At 69.8% G+C, this 22,340-nt stretch carries 19 protein-coding genes and 1 tRNA gene; 8 read left to right on the forward strand and 12 right to left on the reverse strand.

Features of this window, described 5'->3' with window-relative positions:
• The first annotated feature begins 54 nt into the window (after positions 1-54).
• The 5 genes from OG389_RS09715 (at position 55) to OG389_RS09735 (ending at position 5,869) form a co-directional block, all read left to right on the forward strand.
• Positions 55-1,287, forward strand: a complete 1,233-nt coding sequence (locus OG389_RS09715; RefSeq protein ID WP_328298062.1) for a branched-chain amino acid ABC transporter substrate-binding protein — start codon at positions 55-57, stop codon at positions 1,285-1,287.
• Positions 1,288-1,443: 156 nt separating this feature from the next.
• Positions 1,444-2,373 (forward strand): branched-chain amino acid ABC transporter permease, encoded by a 930-nt coding sequence (locus OG389_RS09720; protein ID WP_328298063.1) that lies wholly within the window; start codon positions 1,444-1,446, stop codon positions 2,371-2,373.
• 5 nt (positions 2,374-2,378) lie between these two features.
• Complete coding sequence (locus OG389_RS09725) at positions 2,379-4,217, forward strand: branched-chain amino acid ABC transporter permease (RefSeq protein ID WP_443059237.1); 1,839 nt, start codon at positions 2,379-2,381, stop codon at positions 4,215-4,217.
• 3 nt (positions 4,218-4,220) lie between these two features.
• Positions 4,221-5,156, forward strand: a complete 936-nt coding sequence (locus OG389_RS09730) for an ABC transporter ATP-binding protein (protein ID WP_328298064.1) — start codon at positions 4,221-4,223, stop codon at positions 5,154-5,156.
• Entirely contained in the window at positions 5,153-5,869 is a 717-nt protein-coding gene (locus OG389_RS09735; RefSeq protein WP_250744986.1) for an ABC transporter ATP-binding protein, read from the forward strand. Before OG389_RS09730 ends, OG389_RS09735 begins: the two co-directional genes overlap by 4 nt.
• Positions 5,870-5,948: 79 nt before the next feature.
• Here the strand turns inward: OG389_RS09735 and OG389_RS09740 are convergent, their stop codons facing one another.
• Positions 5,949-6,629, reverse strand: a complete 681-nt coding sequence (locus OG389_RS09740; RefSeq protein WP_328298065.1) for an ANTAR domain-containing response regulator — start codon at positions 6,627-6,629, stop codon at positions 5,949-5,951.
• 76 nt (positions 6,630-6,705) lie between these two features.
• Here OG389_RS09740 and OG389_RS09745 point away from each other — a divergent pair.
• Positions 6,706-6,780: transfer RNA gene (locus tag OG389_RS09745), tRNA-Leu, on the forward strand.
• Positions 6,781-7,114: 334 nt separating this feature from the next.
• Here the strand turns inward: OG389_RS09745 and OG389_RS09750 are convergent.
• The gene (locus tag OG389_RS09750; protein ID WP_328298066.1) at positions 7,115-7,441 is read right to left on the reverse strand and encodes a hypothetical protein; all 327 of its coding nucleotides are present in this window, start codon (positions 7,439-7,441) and stop codon (positions 7,115-7,117) included.
• Positions 7,438-8,040, reverse strand: a complete 603-nt coding sequence (locus OG389_RS09755; protein ID WP_328298067.1) for a TetR/AcrR family transcriptional regulator — start codon at positions 8,038-8,040, stop codon at positions 7,438-7,440. The genes OG389_RS09750 and OG389_RS09755 overlap by 4 nt, the downstream gene beginning before the upstream one ends.
• Before the next feature lie 100 nt (positions 8,041-8,140).
• Here OG389_RS09755 and OG389_RS09760 point away from each other — a divergent pair, with 100 nt between their 5' ends.
• Entirely contained in the window at positions 8,141-8,713 is a 573-nt protein-coding gene (locus OG389_RS09760) for an RBBP9/YdeN family alpha/beta hydrolase (protein WP_328298068.1), read from the forward strand.
• A gap of 12 nt (positions 8,714-8,725) precedes the next feature.
• Here the strand turns inward: OG389_RS09760 and pyk are convergent, their stop codons facing one another.
• Positions 8,726-10,153, reverse strand: coding sequence for a pyruvate kinase (gene pyk / locus OG389_RS09765; protein WP_328298069.1), 1,428 nt, complete (start codon positions 10,151-10,153; stop codon positions 8,726-8,728).
• Between the two features lie 146 nt (positions 10,154-10,299).
• Positions 10,300-11,004, reverse strand: coding sequence for an SIMPL domain-containing protein (locus OG389_RS09770; RefSeq protein WP_328298070.1), 705 nt, complete (start codon positions 11,002-11,004; stop codon positions 10,300-10,302).
• Positions 11,005-11,143: 139 nt separating this feature from the next.
• Between OG389_RS09770 and OG389_RS09775 the strand changes: the two genes are divergently transcribed.
• Positions 11,144-12,955 (forward strand): bifunctional metallophosphatase/5'-nucleotidase, encoded by a 1,812-nt coding sequence (locus OG389_RS09775; protein WP_328303646.1) that lies wholly within the window; start codon positions 11,144-11,146, stop codon positions 12,953-12,955.
• A gap of 10 nt (positions 12,956-12,965) precedes the next feature.
• On the opposite strand, the gene OG389_RS09780 is transcribed toward OG389_RS09775, so the two are convergent.
• The 7 genes from OG389_RS09780 to OG389_RS09810 all read right to left on the reverse strand — a co-directional run bounded on the left by OG389_RS09780 (position 12,966) and on the right by OG389_RS09810 (position 22,299).
• The gene (locus OG389_RS09780; RefSeq protein ID WP_328298071.1) at positions 12,966-14,375 is read right to left on the reverse strand and encodes a lysine N(6)-hydroxylase/L-ornithine N(5)-oxygenase family protein; all 1,410 of its coding nucleotides are present in this window, start codon (positions 14,373-14,375) and stop codon (positions 12,966-12,968) included.
• Entirely contained in the window at positions 14,372-15,772 is a 1,401-nt protein-coding gene (locus tag OG389_RS09785; protein WP_328298072.1) for a pyridoxal phosphate-dependent decarboxylase family protein, read from the reverse strand. Before OG389_RS09785 ends, OG389_RS09780 begins: the two co-directional genes overlap by 4 nt.
• A gap of 301 nt (positions 15,773-16,073) precedes the next feature.
• Positions 16,074-18,569: an aminopeptidase N gene (gene pepN / locus OG389_RS09790; protein WP_443059238.1), complete on the reverse strand. Its 2,496-nt coding sequence runs from the start codon at positions 18,567-18,569 to the stop codon at positions 16,074-16,076.
• A gap of 41 nt (positions 18,570-18,610) precedes the next feature.
• Positions 18,611-18,922 (reverse strand): chorismate mutase, encoded by a 312-nt coding sequence (locus tag OG389_RS09795; protein ID WP_328298074.1) that lies wholly within the window; start codon positions 18,920-18,922, stop codon positions 18,611-18,613.
• A gap of 171 nt (positions 18,923-19,093) precedes the next feature.
• Positions 19,094-20,269 carry a sensor histidine kinase gene (locus tag OG389_RS09800; protein WP_328298075.1) on the reverse strand — a complete coding sequence of 392 codons (1,176 nt, stop codon included), beginning with the start codon at positions 20,267-20,269 and terminating at the stop codon, positions 19,094-19,096.
• A gap of 343 nt (positions 20,270-20,612) precedes the next feature.
• A complete protein-coding gene (locus OG389_RS09805) occupies positions 20,613-21,269 on the reverse strand; it encodes a response regulator transcription factor (RefSeq protein WP_328298076.1) in 657 nt (218 codons plus the stop codon).
• 247 nt (positions 21,270-21,516) lie between these two features.
• The gene (locus OG389_RS09810) at positions 21,517-22,299 is read right to left on the reverse strand and encodes a serine protease (protein WP_443059239.1); all 783 of its coding nucleotides are present in this window, start codon (positions 22,297-22,299) and stop codon (positions 21,517-21,519) included.
• Positions 22,300-22,340 lie beyond the last annotated feature (41 nt).

Genomic DNA, 22,340 nt, shown 5'->3' on the forward strand with positions numbered 1-22,340 from the left:
CGCGTTCGACACGGTGCGTCCCACGGGGGACGCAGTGCCAGGAAAGGACTGATCGTGCGTCAGCGTTCTCTCATTGCCGTCACCGCCGCTCTCGCCGCAGGTGCCCTCACTCTCACCGCCTGTGGCTCGCGTGACGACAAGGGCGGCAGCACCGCCGACGGTGGTGACACCACGGTCGTCATCGGCGTCGACGCCCCGCTCACCGGTGACCTCTCGGCCCTGGGCCTCGGCATCAAGAACTCCGCGGACCTCGCCGCCAAGCAGGCCAACGAGAAGAAGTACGTCAAGGGCGTCACCTTCAAGATCCAGGCACTGGACGACCAGGCACAGGCCTCCTCCGGCCAGCAGAACGCCACCAAGCTCACCGCCGACAAGGACGTCCTCGGTGTCGTCGGCCCCCTGAACTCCTCCGTCTCGGAGTCCATGCAGAAGGTCTTCGACGACGCCAAGCTCGTCCAGATCTCCCCGGCCAACACCAGCCCGTCCCTCTCCCAGGGACCGAAGTGGGCCACCGGCGAGAAGGTCCGCACCTACAAGAGCTACTTCCGCACCGCCACCACGGACGCCATCCAGGGCCCGTTCGCGGCGCAGTACCTCTTCAACAAGGCCGGCAAGAAGAACGTCTTCATCATCGACGACAAGAAGACCTACGGCGCGGGCCTCGCAGGCACCTTCAAGGGCGAGTTCACCAAGCTCGGCGGCAAGGTCGTCGGCGAAGGCCACATCGACCCCGAGAGCACCGACTTCGGCGCCATCGTGACCCAGGTCAAGAGCTCCGGCGCCGACGTCGTCTACTACGGCGGCGAGTACCCCGCGGCCGGCCCGCTCAGCAAGCAGATCAAGGCCTCCGGCGCCAACATCCCGCTCATCGGCGGTGACGGCATCTACGACAAGAAGTACGTCGAGCTCGCCGGCGCCGGCGCCGCGGGCGACCTCGCCACCTCGGTCGGCGCCCCGGTCGAGAGCCTGCCCTCCGCCAAGGACTTCGTCGCCAACTACACCAAGGCCGGATACAAGGAGCCCTTCTCCGCCTACGGCGGCTACTCCTACGACTCCGCCTGGGCGATCATCGAGGCCGTCAAGGCCACCGTCGACGCCAACAACGGCAAGCTCCCCGCCGACGCGCGCGCCAAGGTCCTCGCCGCCGTCCAGGGCGTCTCCTTCGACGGCGTGACCGGCAAGGTCTCCTTCGACGAGTTCGGTGACGCGACCAACAAGCAGCTCACCGTCTACAAGGTCGAGGGCACCGAGTGGAAGTCCGTCGAGTCGGGCACCCTCGGCGGCTGATCTCCGCCAGCCGCCCCACCACCCGGTAGCCGGTAGTCCGCTCGAACGGCCGGCCACCGGGAGCACCACCCACAACAGCCACACCCGCCGCGCGGGGCGCGCACAAAAAGCGCCCCGCGCGGTGTCACATCCGTCGAAAGACTCGGAGGACCTGCGGTGCACGAACTGCCGCAACAGCTGGTCAACGGCCTGCTACTGGGATCCATGTACGGGCTAGTCGCCATTGGCTACACGATGGTCTACGGCATCGTCCAGCTCATCAACTTCGCACATGGCGAGATCTTCATGACCGGCGGATTCGGGGCCCTCACGGTCTGGACCATGCTCCCCGGCGGCACCACGATGTGGGTCGCCCTGCCGCTCATGCTCATAGGCGCGATCATCGTCGCCACGCTCATCGCCGTCGGCGCCGAACGATTCGCCTACCGCCCCCTGCGCACCGCTCCCCGCCTCGCCCCGCTCATCACCGCCATCGGCCTCTCCCTCGCCCTCCAGCAGGCGGTATGGGCCTGGTACCCCGGAGCGAAGTCGAAGGTCGTCTTCCCCGAGATCCCCGGCGGCCCCTTCAACATCGGCAGCATCACCATCCAGACCGGTGACGTCTTCCTCCTCCTCGCCGCACCCATCTCCATGGCCATCCTCGGCTTCTTCGTCAAGAAGACCCGCACCGGCCGCGGCATGCAGGCCACCTCGCAGGACCCCGACACCGCCAAGCTCATGGGCATCAACACCGACCGCATCATCACGGTCGCCTTCGCCCTCGGCGCGGCCTTCGCCGCCGTCGGAGCAGTCGCCTACGGCCTCAAGTACGGCGAAGTCAACTTCCGCATGGGCTTCCTGCTCGGCCTCAAGGCCTTCACCGCGGCAGTACTCGGCGGCATCGGCAACATCTACGGCGCCATGATCGGCGGACTCGTCCTCGGTCTCGCCGAAACCCTCACCACCGCCTACGTCGCCGACATCCCCGGCTTCGAACAGCTCGGCGGACAGACCTGGGGCAACACCTGGGCGTTCGTCCTCCTCATCCTCGTCCTCCTCTTCAGGCCACAGGGCCTGCTGGGCGAGCGCGTCGCGGACAGGGCGTGATGACCATGACGACCACCACCACGGACACCACGACCATGAACGCAGAGCCCACCAAGGCCAAGGGGTTCATCCCCCTCCCGGAGAAGACCGGCCGCGCCCTCGCCACCGCGGGCGGCATCCTCACCGCCGTCTCCTGCTTCCTCTCCTGGACCTGGACCTCCGCCTTCCCCGGCGACCTCACCGTCTACGGGTACCCCGGCGGACTCCAGTGGCTCGTCCTCGTCGGCGGCCTCCTGACCACCCTCTTCGGCCTCTCCTCCTACGGGATCAAGGGCCTCCGCTGGCTCACCCCCGCCGGCGCCGACGCGGCGATCAAACTCTCCGCGCTCGCCGCCTTCGCCACCACCGCGTACACGGTCCTCGCCATCGTTCAGCTGAACGGCGTCATCGTCGACCTCGAACCCGGTGCCGGCGTCGCCTTCCTCGTGTCCCTGCTCGCCCTCGTCGGCGCCCTCGCGCTCCCCTTCGAACGCCCCGTCCTCGAAGGACCCGACCCCGACGACAGCAGCTGGGAACAGTCCAAGCACAACGCGCGCAACAAGGTCACCACCGTGAAGGCCGCCTTCACCTCCGGCCCGGCCAAGCCCGCCCGCGCACTCCCCGCCTGGACCGAGATCCTCCTGATCGCCGGCATCCTCGCCATCGGGCTCGCCGTGTTCACCTACGGCATCACCACCCCGTACCAGGAACTCTTCATCGGCTTCCTGATCACCGCGGGCTTCGGCTTCGCCGCCTTCAACAAGGCCGGCATCATGGCCCGCATCTCCACCCTCACCACCCGCCACCGCAACGTCGCCCTCGTCGGCGCCTTCGCAGCGGCGGCAGCCTTCCCCTTCACCCAGTCCGACGACCAGTACGCGACCCTCGGCGTCAACATCCTCATCTTCGCCACCGTCGCACTCGGCCTCAACATCGTCGTCGGCCTCACCGGCCTCCTCGACCTCGGCTACGTCGCCTTCCTCGGCGTCGGCGCCTACACCGCGGCCCTGGTCTCCGGCTCCCCCAACTCCCCCTTCGGAGTACAGCTCCCCTTCTGGGCCGCCATCCTCATCGGCGCCGCCGCCTCCATGGTCTTCGGCGTCCTCATCGGCGCACCCACCCTGCGACTGCGCGGCGACTACCTCGCCATCGTGACGCTCGGCTTCGGTGAGATCTTCCGCATCTCCATGAACAACCTCGACGGCGTCTCCGGCCCCGACATCACCAACGGGCCCAACGGCATCGCCAACATCCCCAACGTCGACCTCTTCGGATTCGACTTCGGCGCCGCGCACAGCATCGGCGGCTTCACCATCGGGCGCTTCGCCAACTACTTCTTCCTGATGCTCCTGATCACCCTCATCGTGGTCATGGTCTTCCGACGCAGCTCGGAATCCCGCATCGGCCGCGCCTGGGTCGCCATCCGCGAAGACGAGACCGCCGCCGAAGCCATGGGCATCAACGGCTTCCGCGTCAAGCTCATCGCCTTCGCCCTCGGCGCCACCCTCGCCGGACTCGCAGGCGCCGTACAGGCCCACGTGAACTACACCGTCACCCCGGACCAGTACGTGTTCGCCAACGCCGTACCCCCGAACTCCGCCTTCCTGCTCGCCGCAGTCGTACTCGGCGGCATGGGAACCATCTCCGGCCCCCTCGTCGGCGGATCGCTCCTCTTCCTGCTCCCCAACAAGCTCCAGGGCCTGGGCGAGTACCAGCTCCTCGCCTTCGGCGTCGCACTCATCATCCTGATGCGCCTGCGCCCCGAAGGACTCATCCCCAACCGGCGCAACCAGCTCGAACTCCACAAGGACATGGAAGCGCCCACCGTCCTCCCCACCACGGTCACCGGTAAGGCAGGGGTCTGACCCATGACGACCACCACCACCGAAACCCCCGCCACCACGGCGGAGACCGTCCTCGACGCACGCGGCGTCACGATGCGCTTCGGCGGCCTCACCGCCGTCAAGAACGTCGACCTGACCGTGCGCAGCGGCGAGATCGTGGGCCTCATCGGCCCCAACGGCGCAGGCAAGACCACCTTCTTCAACTGCCTCACCGGCCTCTACATCCCCACCGAGGGTGAAGTCCGGTACAAGGGCACGGTCCTGCCCCCCAAGTCGTTCAAGGTCACCGAAGCCGGCATCGCCCGCACCTTCCAGAACATCCGTCTCTTCAACAACATGACGGTCCTGGAAAACGTCCTCGTCGGCCGCCACACCCGCACCAAGCAGGGCCTGTGGTCCGCCCTCCTGCGCCTCCCCAGCTTCGGCCGGGAAGAAGAGGCCAGTCGCAAGCGGGCCATGGAACTCCTGGAGTTCATCGGCCTCGAACACAAGGCCGAACACCTCGCCCGCAACCTCCCCTACGGTGAGCAGCGCAAGCTCGAGATCGCCCGCGCCCTGGCCAGCGACCCCGGCCTCATCCTCCTGGACGAGCCCACCGCCGGCATGAACCCGCAGGAGACCCGGACCACCGAAGAACTCATCTTCGCCATCCGGGACAAGGGCATCGCCGTCCTCGTCATCGAGCACGACATGCGCTTCATCTTCAACCTCTGCGACCGCGTCGCCTGCCTCGTCCAGGGCGAAAAGCTCATCGAGGGCACCGCCGCCGAGGTCCAGGGCGACGAACGCGTCATCGCCGCCTACCTCGGCGAACCCTTCGAAGGCGCCCCCGGCGCCGAAGAGGTCGCCGAAGTCGAAGCAGCCGAAGCACACAGCGAGGCCGCGCACGGCGAAGCGACGGACGTCGAGGCGACGGACAGCACGACCAGCGCGACCAGCACGGACGGAGAAGACCGGTGACCGCACTCCTGGAGGTCGAGGACCTCCGCGTCGCCTACGGCAAGATCGAAGCCGTCAAGGGCATCTCGTTCAGCGTCGACGCCGGCCAGATCGTCACCCTCATCGGCACCAACGGCGCCGGCAAGACGACCACTCTGCGCACCCTCTCGGGCCTGATCAAACCGCGCGGCGGCCAGATCAAGTTCCAGGGCAAGTCACTCAAGAAGATCCCCGCGCACGACATCGTCGCGCTCGGACTCGCCCACTCCCCCGAGGGGCGGCACATCTTCCCGCGCATGACGATCGAGGACAACCTCCTCCTCGGCGCCTTCCTCCGCAAGGACAAGGACGGCATCCAGAAGGACGTCCAGCGCGCCTACGACCTCTTCCCGATCCTGGGAGAGCGTCGCAAGCAGGCCGCGGGCACCCTCTCGGGCGGCGAGCAGCAGATGTTGGCCATGGGCCGCGCGCTCATGTCCCGACCGAAGCTGCTCATGCTCGACGAGCCCTCCATGGGCCTCTCGCCGATCATGATGCAGAAGATCATGGCGACGATCGCCGAGCTCAAGTCGCAGGGCACCACCATCCTGCTGGTCGAGCAGAACGCCCAGGCGGCGCTCTCCCTGGCCGACCAGGGCCACGTGATGGAGATCGGCAAGGTCGTCCTCTCGGGCCCGGGCCGCGAGCTCCTGGTCAACGAGGACGTCCGCAAGGCGTACCTCGGCGAGGACTGAGCACTCCCCCTCGTACGAGTGAGGCCCGCCCCCGGATCCTGGATCCGGGGGCGGGCCTCACTCCGTGTCCGCTACGGCGCTACTCGCCCTTGGCGGCGGCCTTCTTCTCCTCGGCGTCCTCGATGACGGCCTCGGCTACCTGCTGCATGGACATCCGGCGGTCCATGGACGTCTTCTGGATCCAGCGGAACGCGGCCGGCTCGGAGAGCCCGTACTGCGTCTGCAGGATGCTCTTCGCCCGGTCCACGAGCTTGCGGGTCTCCAGGCGCAGCGAGAGGTCGGCGACCTCCTTCTCCAGCGCGCGGAGCTCGGCGAAGCGGGACACGGCCATCTCGATGGCGGGAACGACGTCGCTCTTGCTGAAGGGCTTCACGAGGTACGCCATGGCGCCGGCGTCGCGGGCCCGCTCGACGAGGTCGCGCTGCGAGAACGCGGTCAGCATCAGCACGGGGGCGATGGACTCCTCCGCGATCTTCTCGGCGGCGGAGATCCCGTCCAGGACGGGCATCTTCACGTCGAGGATCACCAGGTCGGGACGGTGCTCCCGGGCCAGCTCGATGGCGGTCTGCCCGTCTCCGGCCTCACCGACGACGGCATAGCCCTCTTCTTCGAGCATTTCCTTGAGGTCGAGACGGATGAGCGCCTCGTCCTCGGCGATGACGACGCGCGTCGTCAGCGGCGGAACGTGCGACTGGTCGGCGTCGGGCGTGGGCGTCGACTCGTGCTCGGCGGTCACGAAGGGCTCCTCTTTGCGGGGCATATCAAGCTCCCCCGAGCCTACCTAGCTACGGTATGGTGGACACGCAGCGGGTCGGGGACAACCTTTGATTCGCTGGGCCCCAGTAGCCCAATTGGCAGCAGGCAATGGATTCAAAACCCATACAGTGTCGGTTCGAGTCCGACCTGGGGCACTTTTCCTTCTTTTCCAAGGTCACGCGGCAACCGCGTGACCTTCACTCGTTTCAGCGAAGCGCTTCGAAATGCGCAAGGTGAGCGAATTGCGCATGCCAGCGTCGCTCGCATGTACGACATGGCCACCCGCGTGAGCTCCGCCCCCTGGGAACCCCCGCCGACACGGCCGCCTACTCCTATCCGCTCGCGCTCCATCTTGGCGACGGGCAGGTCCGGAAGCCCGGCACGGACACCCTGGCCCTGGCCCGCCGCAACGACCCCTTCAACGTGTCCATCGCCCGCAAGGCGTCCGTCGCGCTCATGGACGCCCGCGTCGGGCCGAAGTACTGGCCACTAGCCCGTCAGCACGTCGTAGAGCTGCCAGCCGTCGATCTCCCGGAGGCCCTCGGCGAGTTGGGGTGCGGCCAGGTCCATGAGGGCACGGACCACGCCGGGCTCGTGGAGGCTGAGCCAGGGGCCGGCGCGGCCCGCGACGTAACCCGAGGTGGAGTGGTCGGCGAGGCGGCCGGGGGCGGAGCGGAAGGCTATGGCGTGGCGGAGCCGTGGGGTGGCGTCGTGGTTGACCCAGAGGGTCAGTGAGGTGCTGCTCCAGCGGACGTTCCAGCGCCAGGTGGTGCCGTCCGCCACGACGAGGCGGCGGAGGCGGCGTCCGTACCTCACGGGCGGCCCGTGAGGCCGGTCAGGACGGTCGCCACGTGCGCTTCGGCGTCCGCCGGGTCCAAGGGTGCGTGGGCGACCAGGAGGCGGTACCAGAACGGGCCGAAGACCAGGTCGGTGGCGTGGGCCAGGTCGGTGGCGGCGGGGAGTTCCTCGCGGGTGACGGCGCGGGTGAGGAGGGTCTCGACGACCTCGCGGCGGGTGGCCACCCATGCGCGGAAGGGTTCGGCGAAGGTGGGGTCGAGCTGGGCTTCGGCCATGAGGCCGGTGAGGGCTTTGGTGCGGACGGGGTCGCGGCCGATGCGGTAGAGATCGGCGACGAAGGCCGTGAGGTCGCCGGCGAGGGTTCCGGTGTCGGGTTCGGGGACGCTGGCGGCGGTTTCGTGGGCGTAGGCGTCCATGACGAGGGCTGGCTTGGACCTCCACCAGCGGTAGACGGTGCTCTTGGCGACGTTGGCGCGCTTGGCGACGCCTTCGATGGTGAGGGCGCCGTAGCCGCTCTCGACGAGGAGCGCGGCGGTGGCTTCGAGGACGGAGTGGTGGGCGTCTTCGTTGCGGAGGCGGCCGCCGGTGCGGGGGGCGCCCGAAGGAGTGATTGACACGGCATCACGATAACTCTACCGTTTTATCGAAACGCTGCGGAGCGTTTTGATTGATGGACTGGCTGAACCGGCCGGACCGGACGGAGCAGGGGGCGGAGCCATGGGCAAGGTCGTGATCGCGCACGGGTACGGGACGAGCGCCGGGGAGCACTGGTATTCGGCGGCGGGTGAGGAGTTCGCCGCGGAGGGACATGAGGTGCGGATTCCCAACTTCCCCGAGCCGTTCGCTCCGGAGGCCGATGTGTGGCTGAAGGAGTTGGAGGAGGAGACGGCGGGGGCGCCGGCCGGTGAGACCGTGCTGGTGGGTCACAGTCTGGGCGGGGTGAATGCGCTGAGGCTGCTTCAGCGGCACGACACGGAGGCCGAGGGGGCGTTCGCGGGGGTGGTGCTGGTGGCGTCGATGTCCGGTGAGGTGGGTTACGACGCGCTGGCGCCGTTCTTCACGCCGGAGTTCGACTGGCAGCGGATCCGCAGGGCGGCGCGGGAGTTCCGCGTGCTGCATGCGGCGGACGACCCGGTGACCGGGGCGGCTACGGGTGAGCATGTGCTGCGGTTCGTGCGGGAGCTGGGCGCCGGGGCGCGGGTGACCGCGTCGGGCGGGCACTTCCCGAGTACGGGTGAGAGCCGGTTGGAGTTGCCCGACGCGGTGCGTCTTATACGTGAGGTGCTGTAGCCGGCGGGGGCGTCAGCGGACGGCGTCGCCGATGTGGTGGACCCGGACGAGGTTGGTCGATCCGGTGACACCGGGGGGTGAGCCGGCGGTGATGACGACGACGTCGCCGGGTACGCAGCGGCCGATCCGCAGGAGCTCTTCTTCGACCTGGGCGACCATGGCGTCGGTGGAGTCGACGTGCGGGCCGAGGAAGGTCTCGACGCCCCAGGTGAGGTTGAGCTGGGAGCGGGTGGAGCGGTCGGGGGTGAAGGCGAGGAGGGGAATGGGTGAGCGGTAGCGGGAGAGCCGGCGGACGGTGTCGCCGCTCTGGGTGAAGGCGACGAGGAATTTGGCGCCGAGGAAGTCGCCCATTTCGGCGGCGGCGCGGGCGACCGCTCCGCCTTGGGTGCGGGGCTTGTTGCGGTCGGTGAGTGGGGGGAGGCCCTTGGCGAGGATGTCTTCTTCGGCGGCTTCGATGATGCGGGCCATGGTGCGGACGGTCTCGATGGGGTACTTGCCGACGCTGGTCTCGCCGGAGAGCATGACGGCGTCGGTGCCGTCGATGACGGCGTTGGCGACGTCGGATGCTTCGGCGCGGGTGGGCCGGGAGTTGTCGATCATCGAGTCGAGCATCTGGGTGGCGACGATGACGGGCTTGGCGTTGCGCTTGGCGAGTTTGACGGCTCGCTTCTGGACGATCGGGACTTGCTCCAGGGGCATTTCGACGCCGAGGTCCCCGCGGGCGACCATGATGCCGTCGAAGGCGGCGACGATGTCGTCGATGTTCTCGACCGCCTGGGGCTTTTCGACCTTGGCGATGACGGGGAGGCGCCGGTTCTCTTCGTCCATGATGCGGTGGACGTCTTCGATGTCGTGGCCGCTGCGGACGAAGGAGAGGGCGATGACGTCGGCGCCGATGCGCAGGGCCCAGCGGAGGTCTTGGATGTCTTTTTCGGAGAGGGCGGGTACGGAGACTGCGACGCCGGGGAGGTTGAGTCCCTTGTGGTCGGAGACCATGCCGCCTTCGATGACGCGGGTGTGGACCCGGGGGCCGTCGACCGCGGTGACTTCGAGGGTGACGCGGCCGTCGTCGACGAGGATGCGTTCGCCGGTGGTGACGTCGGAGGCGAGGCCCTTGTAGGTGGTTCCGCAGGTGTGGCGGTCGCCTTCGTGGTCTTCGACGGTGATGGTGAATTCGTCGCCGCGTTCAAGGAGTACGGGGCCTTCACGGAAGCGACCCAGGCGGATCTTCGGGCCTTGAAGGTCTGCGAGGACGCCGACGCTGCGGCCGGTTTCGTCGGAGGCCTTGCGGACGCGCTGGTAGCGCTCCTCGTGTTCGGCGTAGGTGCCGTGGCTGAGGTTGAAGCGGGCGATGTCCATTCCGGCTTCGACCAGGGCTTTGATCTGGTCGTATGAGTCGGTGGCGGGGCCCAGGGTACATACGATTTTCGCTCGGCGCATGGAGCGAGCGTATGCCCCTACCAGGGAGTAGGAAATTGGTTCCGGGTGTCCACTCAACAACCTTTGAGCAAAAGGTTGTTGACAATTGTTGAATGTGCATGGGGGTGCTCTGATGAGCACCCCCGGGACGCCGATTCGTCAGGTTTTCACAGCTGGGGAGGGGTCATGGTGAAGCGTGCGTTCACCTGTGCGTAGACGGTCTGGCGCTGAGGTTCGAGGTCGAGTGCGGGGGCGCCGGCGTCTTCTGCGGGGCTGAAGGCCATGGTGCGCATGCCTCCGCCGGGGCGTGCCTGGAAAGGGGTGGGGGCGTTCTCGGCTCCGAGGTCGGCGAGTTCGACGAGGGCGGCGAGGTCCGCTCCGAGGGCGGCGGCGTATTCGCGGGCGCGTTGGACCGCTTCGAGTACGGCTTGGCGGCGGGCTTCGCCGTGGGCGGGCGAGGTGGGGCGCAGGGCCCACCAAGGGCCGTCGACCTGGGTGAGTTCGAGGTCGGCGAGGCGGGTGGTGAGTTCGCCGAGGCTGGTGAAGTCGTTGAGTTCCGCGGTGAGGTGGACGCGGCCGTGGTAGGCGCGGATGCGTTCGCCGCGGCCGTGGCGGGTGAGTTCGGGGGTGATGGAGAAGGCGCCGGTTTCGAGTTTTTCGACGGGGTCGCCGTAGCTTTTGACGAGGTCGAGGACGGCGTTGTTGCGGCGGGTGAGGTCTTCGAGTGCGGTGCGCCGGTCGGTGCCGCGGGCGCTGACGGTGATGCCGATGCGGGCGATCTCGGGGTCGACTTCGAGGGTGGCTTCGCCGCGGACTGCGACGCGGGGGACTTCGGGGGTTCCGTAGGGCTGTTGCGATGCGTCCTGGGTCATGGTTTCCACTCTCGCACTGCCGCTCGTACGGGTGTGGTCATCGGATCGAAACCTGGTGGGGGTGTTGCGGCTTGTTACCGGTGGGTCAGAATCTACGCGCGTTGCCTATCTGTACACGCGCCTCAAAAGGGGAGATGGCATGGCGTTCGACCGTAGGACATTTCTGGGCACTTCGGCTGCGACGGGTGCGGCTGTGGCGTTGGCGGGGGCCACGAGCACCCCGGCCGCCGCGGCTGACGCGCCGGCCGTTACGGCTTCGGCCGGGCGGCCGAGGACGTACGCGTTCACGGTGATGGGGACGACGGACCTGCACGGGAACGTCTTCAACTGGGACTACTTCACGGACAAGGAGTTCGACGACAAGTCGCACAACGACGTGGGTCTGGCGAAGATCTCCACGCTGGTGAATCAGGTGCGGGCGGAGAAGGGGCGGTGCAACACGCTGCTGATCGACGCCGGTGACACCATTCAGGGCACGCAGCTTTCGTACTACTACGCGAAGGTGGATCCGATCACCGCGCGGCGTGGTCCGGTGCATCCGATGGCGCAGGCGATGAACGCGATCGGTTATGACGCGGCGGCGCTGGGGAACCACGAGTTCAATTACGGCATTCCGGTGCTGCGGAAGTTCGAGGAGCAGTGTGATTTCCCGCTGCTGGGGGCGAATGCGCTGGATGCGAGGACGCTGCGGCCGGCGTTCGCGCCGTACAGCATGCACCGGTTGCGGACTCCGCACGGGCGGGATGTGAAGGTGGCGGTGCTGGGTCTGACGAATCCCGGCATCGCGATCTGGGACAAGGCGAACGTGCAGGGGAAGATGACGTTCCCGGGTCTTGAGGAGCAGGCGGCGAAGTACGTGCCGAGGTTGCGCTCGCTGGGTGCGGACGTGGTGATCGTGTCCGCGCATTCGGGGTCGAGTGGTACGTCGAGTTACGGGGACCAGCTTCCGTACATCGAGAACGCGGCGGCTCTGGTGGCGGAGCAGGTGCCGGGGATCGACGCGATCCTGGTGGGGCACGCGCACACGGAGATCCCGGAGTACCGGGTGAGGAACAAGGCGACGGGCAAGGACGTGGTGCTGTCCGAGCCGCTGAAGTGGGGGCAGCGTCTGACGCTGTTCGACTTCGAGCTGACGTGGGCGAAGGGCTGCTGGTCGGTCGCGAAGGTGTCGGCCCGGGTGGTGAACTCGAACACGGCGGTGGAGGACCCGAAGATAGTGGGACTGCTGTCGGACGAGCACCGCAAGGTCGTGGCGTATGTGAACCAGGTGATCGGTACCTCCACGCAGGCGATGTCCTCGGCGGACGGTCCGGTCAAGGACGTGGCGATCATCGATCTGATCAGCCACGTGCAGGCGGAGACGGTCAAGGGCGCGCTGGCGGGTACGGAGTGGGCGGCGCTGCCGGTGCTGTCGCAGGCTTCGTGCTTCTCGCGGACGGCGTCGATTCCTGCCGGGCAGGTGACGATCAAGGATGCGGCGGGTCTGTATCCGTTCGAGAACACGCTGGAGGCGCGGCTGCTGACGGGTGCGCAGGTGAAGGCGTACCTGGAGTACTCGGCGAGGTACTACGTGAGGACGGCTCCGGGTGAGGTGGTGGATCCGGCGAAGCTGACGAATGCGGAGAGCACGCCGGACTACAACTACGACGCCGTGTACGGGCTGGCGTACGACATCGACATCTCCGAGCCGGTGGGTTCGCGGATCTCGGGGCTGTCCTTCCAGGGCAGGCCGGTGGATCCGGCGGCGCAGTTCGTGCTGGCGGTGAACAATTACCGGGCTTCGGGCGGCGGGAACTTCCCGCACGTGCCGCAGGCCCGGCAGGTGTGGGCGAATTCGGAGGAGATCCGCAACACGATCATCCAGTGGGTGAAGGCCAAGGGGACGGTGGACCCGGCTCAGTTCGCGTCCGTGGACTGGCGTCTGACCCGGGCCGGGGTACCGGTCTTCTAAACGTTTCTCCTTACGGGTGCTCGACCAGTGGGAGCAGTTCGCCGGCGGGGTGGGGCCGGGTGTGCTCCCGCTGTTCGAGTCCGAAGGTGGTGAAGGCGGTGCGGTGGGGCTGCGGGTAGGGCTCCTTGCCCGTCAGGGTGTTCAGGATGGCGGCGCTGCGCCAGGCAGCCAGGCCGAGGTCGGGGGCTCCGACTCCGTGGGTGTGGCGTTCGCCGTTCTGGACGAAGATGCTGCCGCTGACAGCCGGGTCGGTGATCATCCGGTAGCGGTCGTCGATGCGGGGGCGGCCGGAAGAGTCCTTGCGCAGGTAGGGGTCGAGCCCGGCGAGGAGGCGGCTGAGCGGTCGTTCCTTGTAGCCGGTGGCGAGGACGACGGCGTCGGTGGTGAGGCGGGAGCGCGCGCCTTGTTCCACGTGTTCGAGGTGGAGTTCGACCTTCGTGGTGGCGACGCGGCCGGCGGTGCGGACGCTGACTCCGGGGGTGAGGACGGCGTCGGGCCAGCCTCCGTCGAGGGTGCGGCGGTAGAGCTCCTCGTGGATGGCGGCGATGGTGGTGGCGTCGATGCCCTTGTGGAGTTGCCACTGGGCGGGGACGAGGCGGTCGCGGACCGGTTCGGGGAGGGAGTGGAAGTAGCGGGTGTAGTCGGGGGTGAAGTGTTCCAGGCCGAGCTTGGAGTACTCCATGGGGGCGAAGGAGGGGGTGCGGGCGAGCCAGGTGAGGCGTTCGCGGCCGGCGGGGCGGGAGCGGAGCAGGTCGAGGAAGACCTCGGCTCCGGACTGGCCCGATCCGATGACGGTGACGTGTTCGGCGCCGAGGATGCGCCGGCGGTTGTCGAGGTACTCGGAGGAGTGGATCACCGGAACGGTGGGGGCTTCGGCGAGGGGACGCAGCGGTTCGGGGACGTAGGGGGCGGTCCCGATGCCGAGGGCGAGGTTACGGGTGTAGGTGCGGCCGAGGGCTTCGGCTTCGCCGTCGGCGTCGAGCTGGGTGAAGTCGACTTCGAAGAGGTCGCGTTCGGGGTTCCAGCGGACGGCGTCGACCTGGTGGCCGAAGTGGAGTCCGGGCAGGCGGCCGGCGACCCAGCGGCAGTAGGCGTCGTATTCGGCGCGCTGGATGTGGAAGCTCTCGGCGAAGTAGAAGGGGAAGAGTCGTTCCTTGTGCTTGAGGTAGCTGAGGAAGGACCAGGGGCTGGCCGGATCGGCGAGGGTGACGAGGTCGGCGAGGAAGGGGACTTGGAGGGTGGCACCGTCGATCAGGAGTCCGGGGTGCCAGCGGAAGTCTCGGCGCTGGTCGTAGAAGGCGGTGGCCAGTTCTCCGGCGCCTTGGTGGGGCAGGCCGTGGGCGAGGGCGGCGAGGGAGAGGTTGAAAGGGCCGATGCCGATTCCGACGAGGTCGTGGGGTGCATCGAGCTGGGCGGTCATCGGTGGGTGCTGCCTTCCAGGAGGGTCACGAGGGCGTCCAGGTCCCCCGCCGTGGTGTGGGGGTTGAGCAGGGTGGCTTTGAGCCACAGGCGGCCGTCGGCGGTGGCCCGGCCCAGTACGGCGGTGCCGTCGAGGAGGAGGGTGCGTCGCAGGTCGGCGAGGGCCGTGTCATCGGCGTGGGTGGGCCGGAACAGGACGGTGCTGATGGTGGGCGCCGCGTGGAGTTCGAAGGCGGGGTGTGCTTCGAGGAGTCGGGCGAGCTGGTCGGCGAGTGCGCAGGTGCGGTCGATGAGGTCGGTGAGGCCGTCACGGCCGAGGGAGCGCAGGGTGGTGGCGATCTTGAGGGCGTCCGCGCGGCGGGTGGTGCGCAGTGAACGGCCCAGGAGATCGGGCAGGCCGGCCCGGGTGTCGTCGGGGGCGTTGAGGTAGTCGGCCTGGTGGCCGAGGGGGGCCAAGAGGCTGGTGTCGGGGACGGTCAGGAGTCCCGCGGCGATGGGTTGCCAGCCGAGCTTGTGCAGGTCGATGGTGATCGACCGGGCCCGGCTCAGGCCGGTGAGTTTGGGGCGGTGGCGGGGGCTGAGCGCGAGGAGGCCGCCGTAGGAGGCGTCGATGTGGAGGTCGGCGCCGTGGAGGTCGCAGAGGTCGGCGAGGGGGCCGAGGGGGTCGATGAGGCCGGCATCGGTGGTGCCGGCGGTGGCGGTGACGAGGACCGGGCCGGTGGTGGTGGCGAGGGCCTCGGCGAGGGTGGTGGGGGTGAGGGTCCCGTCGGGGGTGGGGAGGCCGCGGGTGGGCGGCAGGCCTAGGAGCCAGGCGGCACGGGGGACGGAGTGGTGGGCGTTGGCTCCGTGCAGGACGGTCAGGTGGGGGCCGTGGCGTTCGCGGGCGAGGAGGAGGGCCAGTTGGTTGGCTTCCGTGCCACCGGTGGTGAGGACGGCGTCGGGGTGGGGGGTGTCGTGGAACTCGGCGGCGAGGGCGCGTGTGAGGAGGGCTTCGAGGACGGAGGCGGCGGGAGCCTGGTCCCAGGAGTCGAGGGAGGGGTTGAGGGCGCTGACGGCGAGGTCCGCGGCGGCCGCGACGGCGAGCGGCGGGCAGTGCAGGTGGGCCGCGCACAGTGGGTCGGCGGGGTCGGCGGCGCCGGCGGTGAGGGTGTGGACGAGGGTCCGTAGGGCTTCGTGGTCCCCGTGCCCGTGTTCAGGCAGTACGTCGCCGAGTGCGGCGGCGACGCGGGCGGCCACTGCGTCGGGTCCGCCGGCCGGGAGCGGTCCGCCGCGGGCGCGGGCTCCGGTGCGCAGTGCGTCGAGGACGGTGTCGAGGAGTGGTCGCAGGGCGTCCGGGCCGTGGGCTCCGCCGGCGAGCGGGGCCGTTCCGCGTCTGCCTGTGCCGGGGGACGCTGTCATGCGGTTGTCCTCACGGGAACGGTTCGGCGGCGGGCGTTGCCGCGCTGACGGGGTCGTGCACCCGGCCGGTACAACGATCCGACCCGAATGGGGTAACCGCCCGGGTTTATGGATGGTCGAGTTCCGGCCGATGCGGCTGCCCTGGCCGGGCGGTGAACGGGACCGGCCCGTCGGGGGCGGGGTGGGCCGGGGGCGGGGTGGGGTGGCTAGGGACCCCGCCCCCCGGAGCGGGATCCGCGGAGCCCGGGGGGGCGGGTGTCGGGGGCGGGGCTCAGGGGCAGCGCCCCCGACGGGGCGGGGGTCAGGCGCGGGTGCGGAGGGCGCGGGAGAGGTCGTCCAGTTGGTCGACGAGCTTGCGGTGGAGGAGGGGGGTGATGTCCGGGTCCGCGAGGCAGGTGCGGCCGGCCTGGAGGTTGGCTTCGGTGATCTCGTGGCCGGGGAAGGCCCAGCGGCCCGCGGCGTCGGCGATGGCGGGGCCGCGGCGGGCGGCGAGGGCGACGGCCTCGGGGTAGTAGCGCGGTACGTACTCCCGTACCAGATCAGCCTGTTCGGGCTGCCAGAAGCCCTGGGCGGTGGCCGTGAAGAGGTAGTTGGACAGCGTGTCGTCGTGGAAGAGCCGGTCCCAGGCGGCAGCCTTGGCGCCGGCCGTCGGGACGGCGGCGCGGCAGCGGGCGGCGCCTTCCTGGCCGCTGGCACTGGGGTCGGCGGCGAGGGCCTCGGCGATGTCCCTCTCGTTGGTCGCGCCGAGGACGGACAGCCGGGCGAGGATGCGCCAGCGCAGCTCGGGGTCGAGTTCGGGGCCACCGGGGACGGTTCCCTCGGCGAGCCAGGCGGCCACGGTGTCGGGCTGGGTCGCGCTGTCGATGAGGGTGCGTACGGCGACGAGCCGCAGGCCCGGGTCGGAGCCGTCCTCGGTGCGCCGCAGCAGGGTGCGGGCGATGGAGGTGAGGGTGGCGAGGGCCTCCGTCCGGTGTTCCGGGGGGAGGTGGCGGTCGGCGATCTGGCCGCGGGCGAAGGTCAGGACGGCCTGGACGATCGCCAGGTCGGTCTCCTCCGGCACGTGGACTTCGGCGGTGGCCAGGTAGTCGGCGGCGGCCAACTCGCCGTCACGGACCATGTCGCGCAGGGAGTTCCACACGACGGCCCGGGTGAGGGCGTCGGGGATGCGGGAGACGCCGCGCAGGGCGCTTTCCAGGGAAGTCTGGTCGAGGCGGACCTTGGCGTAGGTGAGGTCGCCGTCGTTGAGGACGAGGAGGGCGGGGCGCGGGCCGCCGGCCGACAGGACCTCGTCGGAGGGGACGTCGAGGGCGAGGACCTCGCGGGGTTCGAGGGCGCCGTCGGGGCCGCGGTCGTAGAGGCCGGCCGCGATGTGGTGGGGGCGGGTTCCGGTGCGGTCGACGGTGAGGGTCCAGCCGCCCGGGCTCTCCTCGATCCGCGGGGTGAGGGTGTCGACGCCGGTGGTGCCCAGCCAGATCGCGGCCCAGGCGTGGACGTCGCGGTCGGTGTTGGCGGCGAGGGAGTCCACGAAGTCGGCGAGGGAGGCGTTGGCGAACTTGTGGCGGGCGAAGTGTGTGTTGATGCCGGCCAGGAAGTCCTTCTCGCCGAGCCAGGCGACGAGCTGGCGCAGTGCGGAGGCGCCCTTGGCGTAGGAGATGCCGTCGAAGTTGAGGAGGGCGGAGGCGGTGTCGGGCACGGCGGCGGCGTCGGGGGCGACCGGGTGGGTGGAGGGGCGCTGGTCCGCGTCGTAGCCCCAGGGCTTGCGTTCCACGCCGAATCCGGTCCACGTCTCGGTGAAGCGGGTGGCTTCGATGAGGGTCTGGTAGCCCATGAACTCGGCGAAGGACTCGTTCAGCCAGATGTCGTCCCACCAGCTGAGGGTGACGAGGTCGCCGAACCACATGTGGGCCATCTCGTGCGCGATGGTCACGGCGCGGCGCTGGCGTTCGGAGTCGGTGACGGCGGAGCGGAAGACGTACTCGTCGCGGAAGGTGACCAGGCCCGGGTTCTCCATGGCGCCGGCGTTGAACTCCGGTACGAAGGCCTGGTCGTAGGAGTCGAAGGGGTAGGGCTCGGTGAACTTCTCGTGGAAGCGGTCGAAGCAGGCGGTGGTGATGTCGAGGATCTCGACCGCGTCCGCGTCGAGGTAGGGGGCGAGGGAACGACGGCAGTGGATGCCGAAGGGGAGGCCCGCGTGCTCGGTGCGGACGCTGTGCCAGGGGCCTGCGGCGACGGCGGCGAGGTAGGTGGAGATGACCGGGGTGGGGGCGGACTTCCAGACGGCGCTGCCGGCGGCGCTCTCGCCGGTACGGGTGGTGACGCCGTTGGCGAGGACGGTCCAGTCGTCGGGGGCGGTGACGGTGAACTCGAAGACGGCCTTGAGGTCGGGCTGGTCGAAGGCCGGGAAGACGCGCTGGACGTCGTCCAGGAACATCTGGGTGTAGACGTACGTCTCCCCGTCCGCGGGGTCGGTGAAGCGGTGCAGGCCCTCGCCGGTGCGGGAGTAGTGCATGCGGGCGTCGACGCGGAGCTCGTGGGGGCCTTCGGCGAGGCCGGTGAGCGGGAGGCGGCCGTCGGTGAGGGCGGCCGGGTCCAGGGGGTGTCCGTCGAGCTCGGCGGAGTGCAGTTCGTCCGGTTTCAGCTCGACGAAGGTGTCTCCGGCGGCGCGGGCGGTGAACCGGATGACGGTGCGGGACCCGAAGGTCTCGTCACCGGTCGTGAGGTCGAGGGCGACCTCGTAGTGCTGGACGTCGAGGAGCTGGGCTCGGAGCTGCGCTTCGTTGCGCGTCAATGCGGACATGGGGCCCATGCTGCCGGATAACGGCGCCGGGCCCCAGGGTCCTACTCTTCGCCGGCGGCGATCGTCTCGTGGTGGCGGATGACCTCGGCGATGATGAAGTTGAGGAGCTTCTCGGCGAACGCCGGGTCGAGTTTGGCGTTCTCGGCGAGCTGGCGCAGCCGGGCGATCTGGCTGGCCTCGCGGCCCGGGTCGGCCGGGGGCAGTTGGTGGCGGGCCTTGAGGTGGCCGACCTGCTGGGTGCACTTGAAGCGCTCGGCGAGCATGTGGACCACGGCCGCGTCGATGTTGTCGATGCTGTCCCTGAGCCGGGCCAGCTCGGCGCTGACGCTCTCGTCGATGTCCCTGGTGTTCATGGTTCTTGAGAATACGTGGCGCGCGCGTGCGATTCCTCGGCCGGTCGGCCCTTGAGACGGGTGGCTCCGGTCGTGGGCCGGGGCCCGGCCGGGTGGGTGCGCCCGGGGACGCTGCCCGCGCCTGCGGGGTCGGGGACGCTGCCCGGCGGCGCCGGGTCGGGGGCGGCATGTTCAGAGGGGCAGGAGCGCGGTGACCAGCCAGCCGCCTTCGGGGGCGGGGCCCGCGGTGAGGGAGCCGCCGAGGGCCTCGGCCCGTTCCGCCATGCCGACGAGGCCGTAGCCGCCGCCGCGGGCGTTCTCGGAGAGTCTGGCCGGGCGCCCGCCGTCATCGGCGATGCGGACCTCCAGGCCGGCCGGGCCGGTGCGCAGGCCGATCCGGACCGCGGTGGCGGTCGCGGCGTGCTTGCCGATGTTGGTGAGGGCTTCGAGGACGATGCGGTGGGCGGTGGCGGCGACGTCGGCCGGGAGCTTGGTCTCCAGGCCGTCCTCGATGTAGAGGGCGACGGGCGGGCCGGTGGCGGCGAACCGTTCCGTCAGCCCGCGGATCTCCCTCAGGCCGGCGACGGGGGCGGTGTCGGCGGCGCCGCGCGTGCCGGTGCTCGGGCCCGTGTCCTCGGCGCCCTCGCGGAGGATTTTGACCAGGCGGCGCATGGAGCCGAGCGCCTCGTCCCCGGCGGTCTCGATGCGGCCGAAGATCTCGCCGGCGCGTTCGGCGGAGACCTTGGTGTAGCGGGCGGCCCGCGCCTCGACGACGATCCCCGTCACGTGGTGGGCGACGAGGTCGTGCAGCTCCCGCGCCAGCTCCAGGCGTTCGGCGCTGCGTACGGCGCGCAGCTCGCGGACGCGCTGGACCGACTGCAGGCGCAGGAGCAGGGAGTACGCGGTGACGACGACGGCGAGCACGGAGAAGAGCAGCGTGAACCGGCCGGGGTCGGCGTCCCGCACGGGCACGGCCATGCAGCCGAGGCCCAGGAGGGGGCCGAGGACGGCGGCGGTGCGGGCGGGGGCGCGCAGCAGGACCTGGGAGAGCAGGACGAGGAGGGCGATGGCCTCTCCGCCGCCCCAGACGACGAGGGGGTGGTTGCCGAAGACCAGGAGGAGCGTGACGGTCCAGGTGACGACGACGGCGAACCAGGAGCGGACGAGGAGGGGGAGGCTCGGCCAGGGCGCGGCGCTGAGGCAGACGAGGATGCCGGACACCCAGACGGCGGCGTGCGGGGTGCTGGGCTGGCGGGCGAGGACGACGCCCTCGAAGGTGACGAGGGCGAGGAGGGTGACGGAGAGGAGGATGCGGATCCAGTCCGCGGCGTAGGGGTGGCGGCGGGCCCATGGCCCCAGGGGGCTCATGGATGTGTCCCGGTGTCGGGGAGCCCCGTTCGGGTGGCTCCGCCGGTCTTCCGGGACCCCGTGGCGGTGCGGGGGCTTCGGCCCGCGCCCGTGGGGACCGGGAGCGTCGAAGGCGCTGCGCGCCGGCTTCCCGGGGCGCAGCCCCAGACCCCGCGCCTCGATCGCCGGCGGGGCTGAACCTGCCCGGCGGCGCCGGAAAGGCGGGTGGGGTGCCCGCGCCGGGTCACGGCAGGCCGAAGCTGCCCGGCCGTACCGCAAAGGCGGGCGGAATGCCCACACCAGGTCACGGCAGGCCGAAAGTGCCGGGCCGCGCCGGAGAGGTGATCGGGGTGGTGCGGGCGGGTCACGCCGGGGTGCCTGCCAGGCCGCTTTCCCAGGCCCAGGCGGCGATTTCCACGCGGTTGCGGGCGTCCAGTTTGGCCTGGACGTTGGCCAGGTGGGTCTTGACCGTGGAGAGGGAGACGAAGAGTTCCCCCGCGATCTCGGCGTTCGTCAGCCCGCGCGCGAGGCAGCGCACGACTTCGCGTTCCCGGTCCGTCAGTGGCTCCGCGGGGCGGCGGGCGGGCGGGGAGGCCTGGGTGCGGCGGGCCATTTCGCGCAGCAGCCGGACGGTGATGGCGGGTGAGACGAGTGAGTCCCCGACGGCTGCCGCCCGGACGGCTTCAACCAGCATGGCCGGGCTCGCGTCCTTGAGGAGGAAGCCGGACGCTCCGCCCTGGATCGCCGCGTGGACGTACTCGTCGAGGTCGAAGGTGGTGACGATGACGATGCGGGGGTTTTCCTGGCCCGAGAGTCGGCGGGTGACTTCGAGCCCGTCGAGCTTGGGCATGCGGATGTCGAGGAGCAGGACGTCCGGCCGGTGCTGGGCGACGGCGGCGAGGGCCGCTTCGCCGTCGACGACGTCCGCGACGACCTCGATGTCGGGCTGGCTCTCGAGGATCATCCGGAAGCCGGTCCTGACCATCTCCTGGTCGTCCGCGATGATCACCCTGATCGTCATGCGCCGCCTGCCCCACTGTCGCCCGCTGCCTGTGCCGTCCCACCCGGTGGGTACTTCCCATGGGACCTGCGGGCGACTGGGCCCGCAACCGCACAGCAGACCGTCGGGCGCATGCCGCGGGTCCGGAACGGCTCTGTTCCACCCTCGCGGTACTCCCGTCGACCGTACGCACATATGGGGCATCACGCCTCATCCTTCCGGCCCGTACCGGGCGGGCCCGGAGGGCCGGAAGGATGAGGCGCCGGGTTCAGAGGGTCGCGGCCGCGCTGGCGATCGCGGCGGCGAAGGTGGAGACCTCGGTGTAGACGCCGGGGTAGTCGGGGCGGGCGCAGCCCTCGCCCCAGCTGACTATGCCGACCTGGACCCAGGCGTTGGCGTTGTCGCGGCGGAACATGGGGCCGCCCGAGTCGCCCTGACAGGTGTCGACGCCGCCCGCGGCGAATCCGGCGCAGATCTCCTCGGCGGGCACCAGCTGGCCGCCGTAGGAGGACTGGCAGGACGCGTCGGAGACGAACGGGACGGTGGCCTTCTGCAGGTAGCGCTGCTGGCCGCCGCCTTCACGGGTGGCTCCCCAGCCGGCGACGGTGAAGGTGCCGTTGTCGTAGGCCTTGGTGTTGGCGATCTTGAGGGTCGGCAGGTTGATGGGCTTGGCGAGCTTGATCAGGGCCCAGTCCTTGCCCGAGCCGTTGTAGCCGGGGGCCTGCAGGACCTTGGTGGACTTGACCTTGATGGCGCTGGAACTGTTGAGGTCGACGACCCCGGCGGTGGCGGTGATGGAGGTGTTGTTGCCCGAGCCGTTCACGCAGTGGGCTGCGGTCAGGACGATCTGCTGGGTGTAGAGGGCGCCTCCGCAGCCCATGGAGAGCCGGACCATGAAGGGGAACTCGCCCTGGGCGGCGCGGGTTCCGCCGACCACTGGTGCCTGGGAGGCGGTGGCGGAGCCGGGCTGGAGGCTGACGGCGGCGAGGGTCACCGCGCCGACGGCGAGGGCGCGTTTGAGTGCACTGGAAAGGGTGGACACAGTCGACACACTGCCTTTCGTGGGGGGTTGGGCCGTGCGTGCCGTTCGGG

It is taken from the genome of Streptomyces sp. NBC_00435, from assembly GCF_036014235.1.
Lineage (GTDB): Bacteria > Actinomycetota > Actinomycetes > Streptomycetales > Streptomycetaceae > Streptomyces.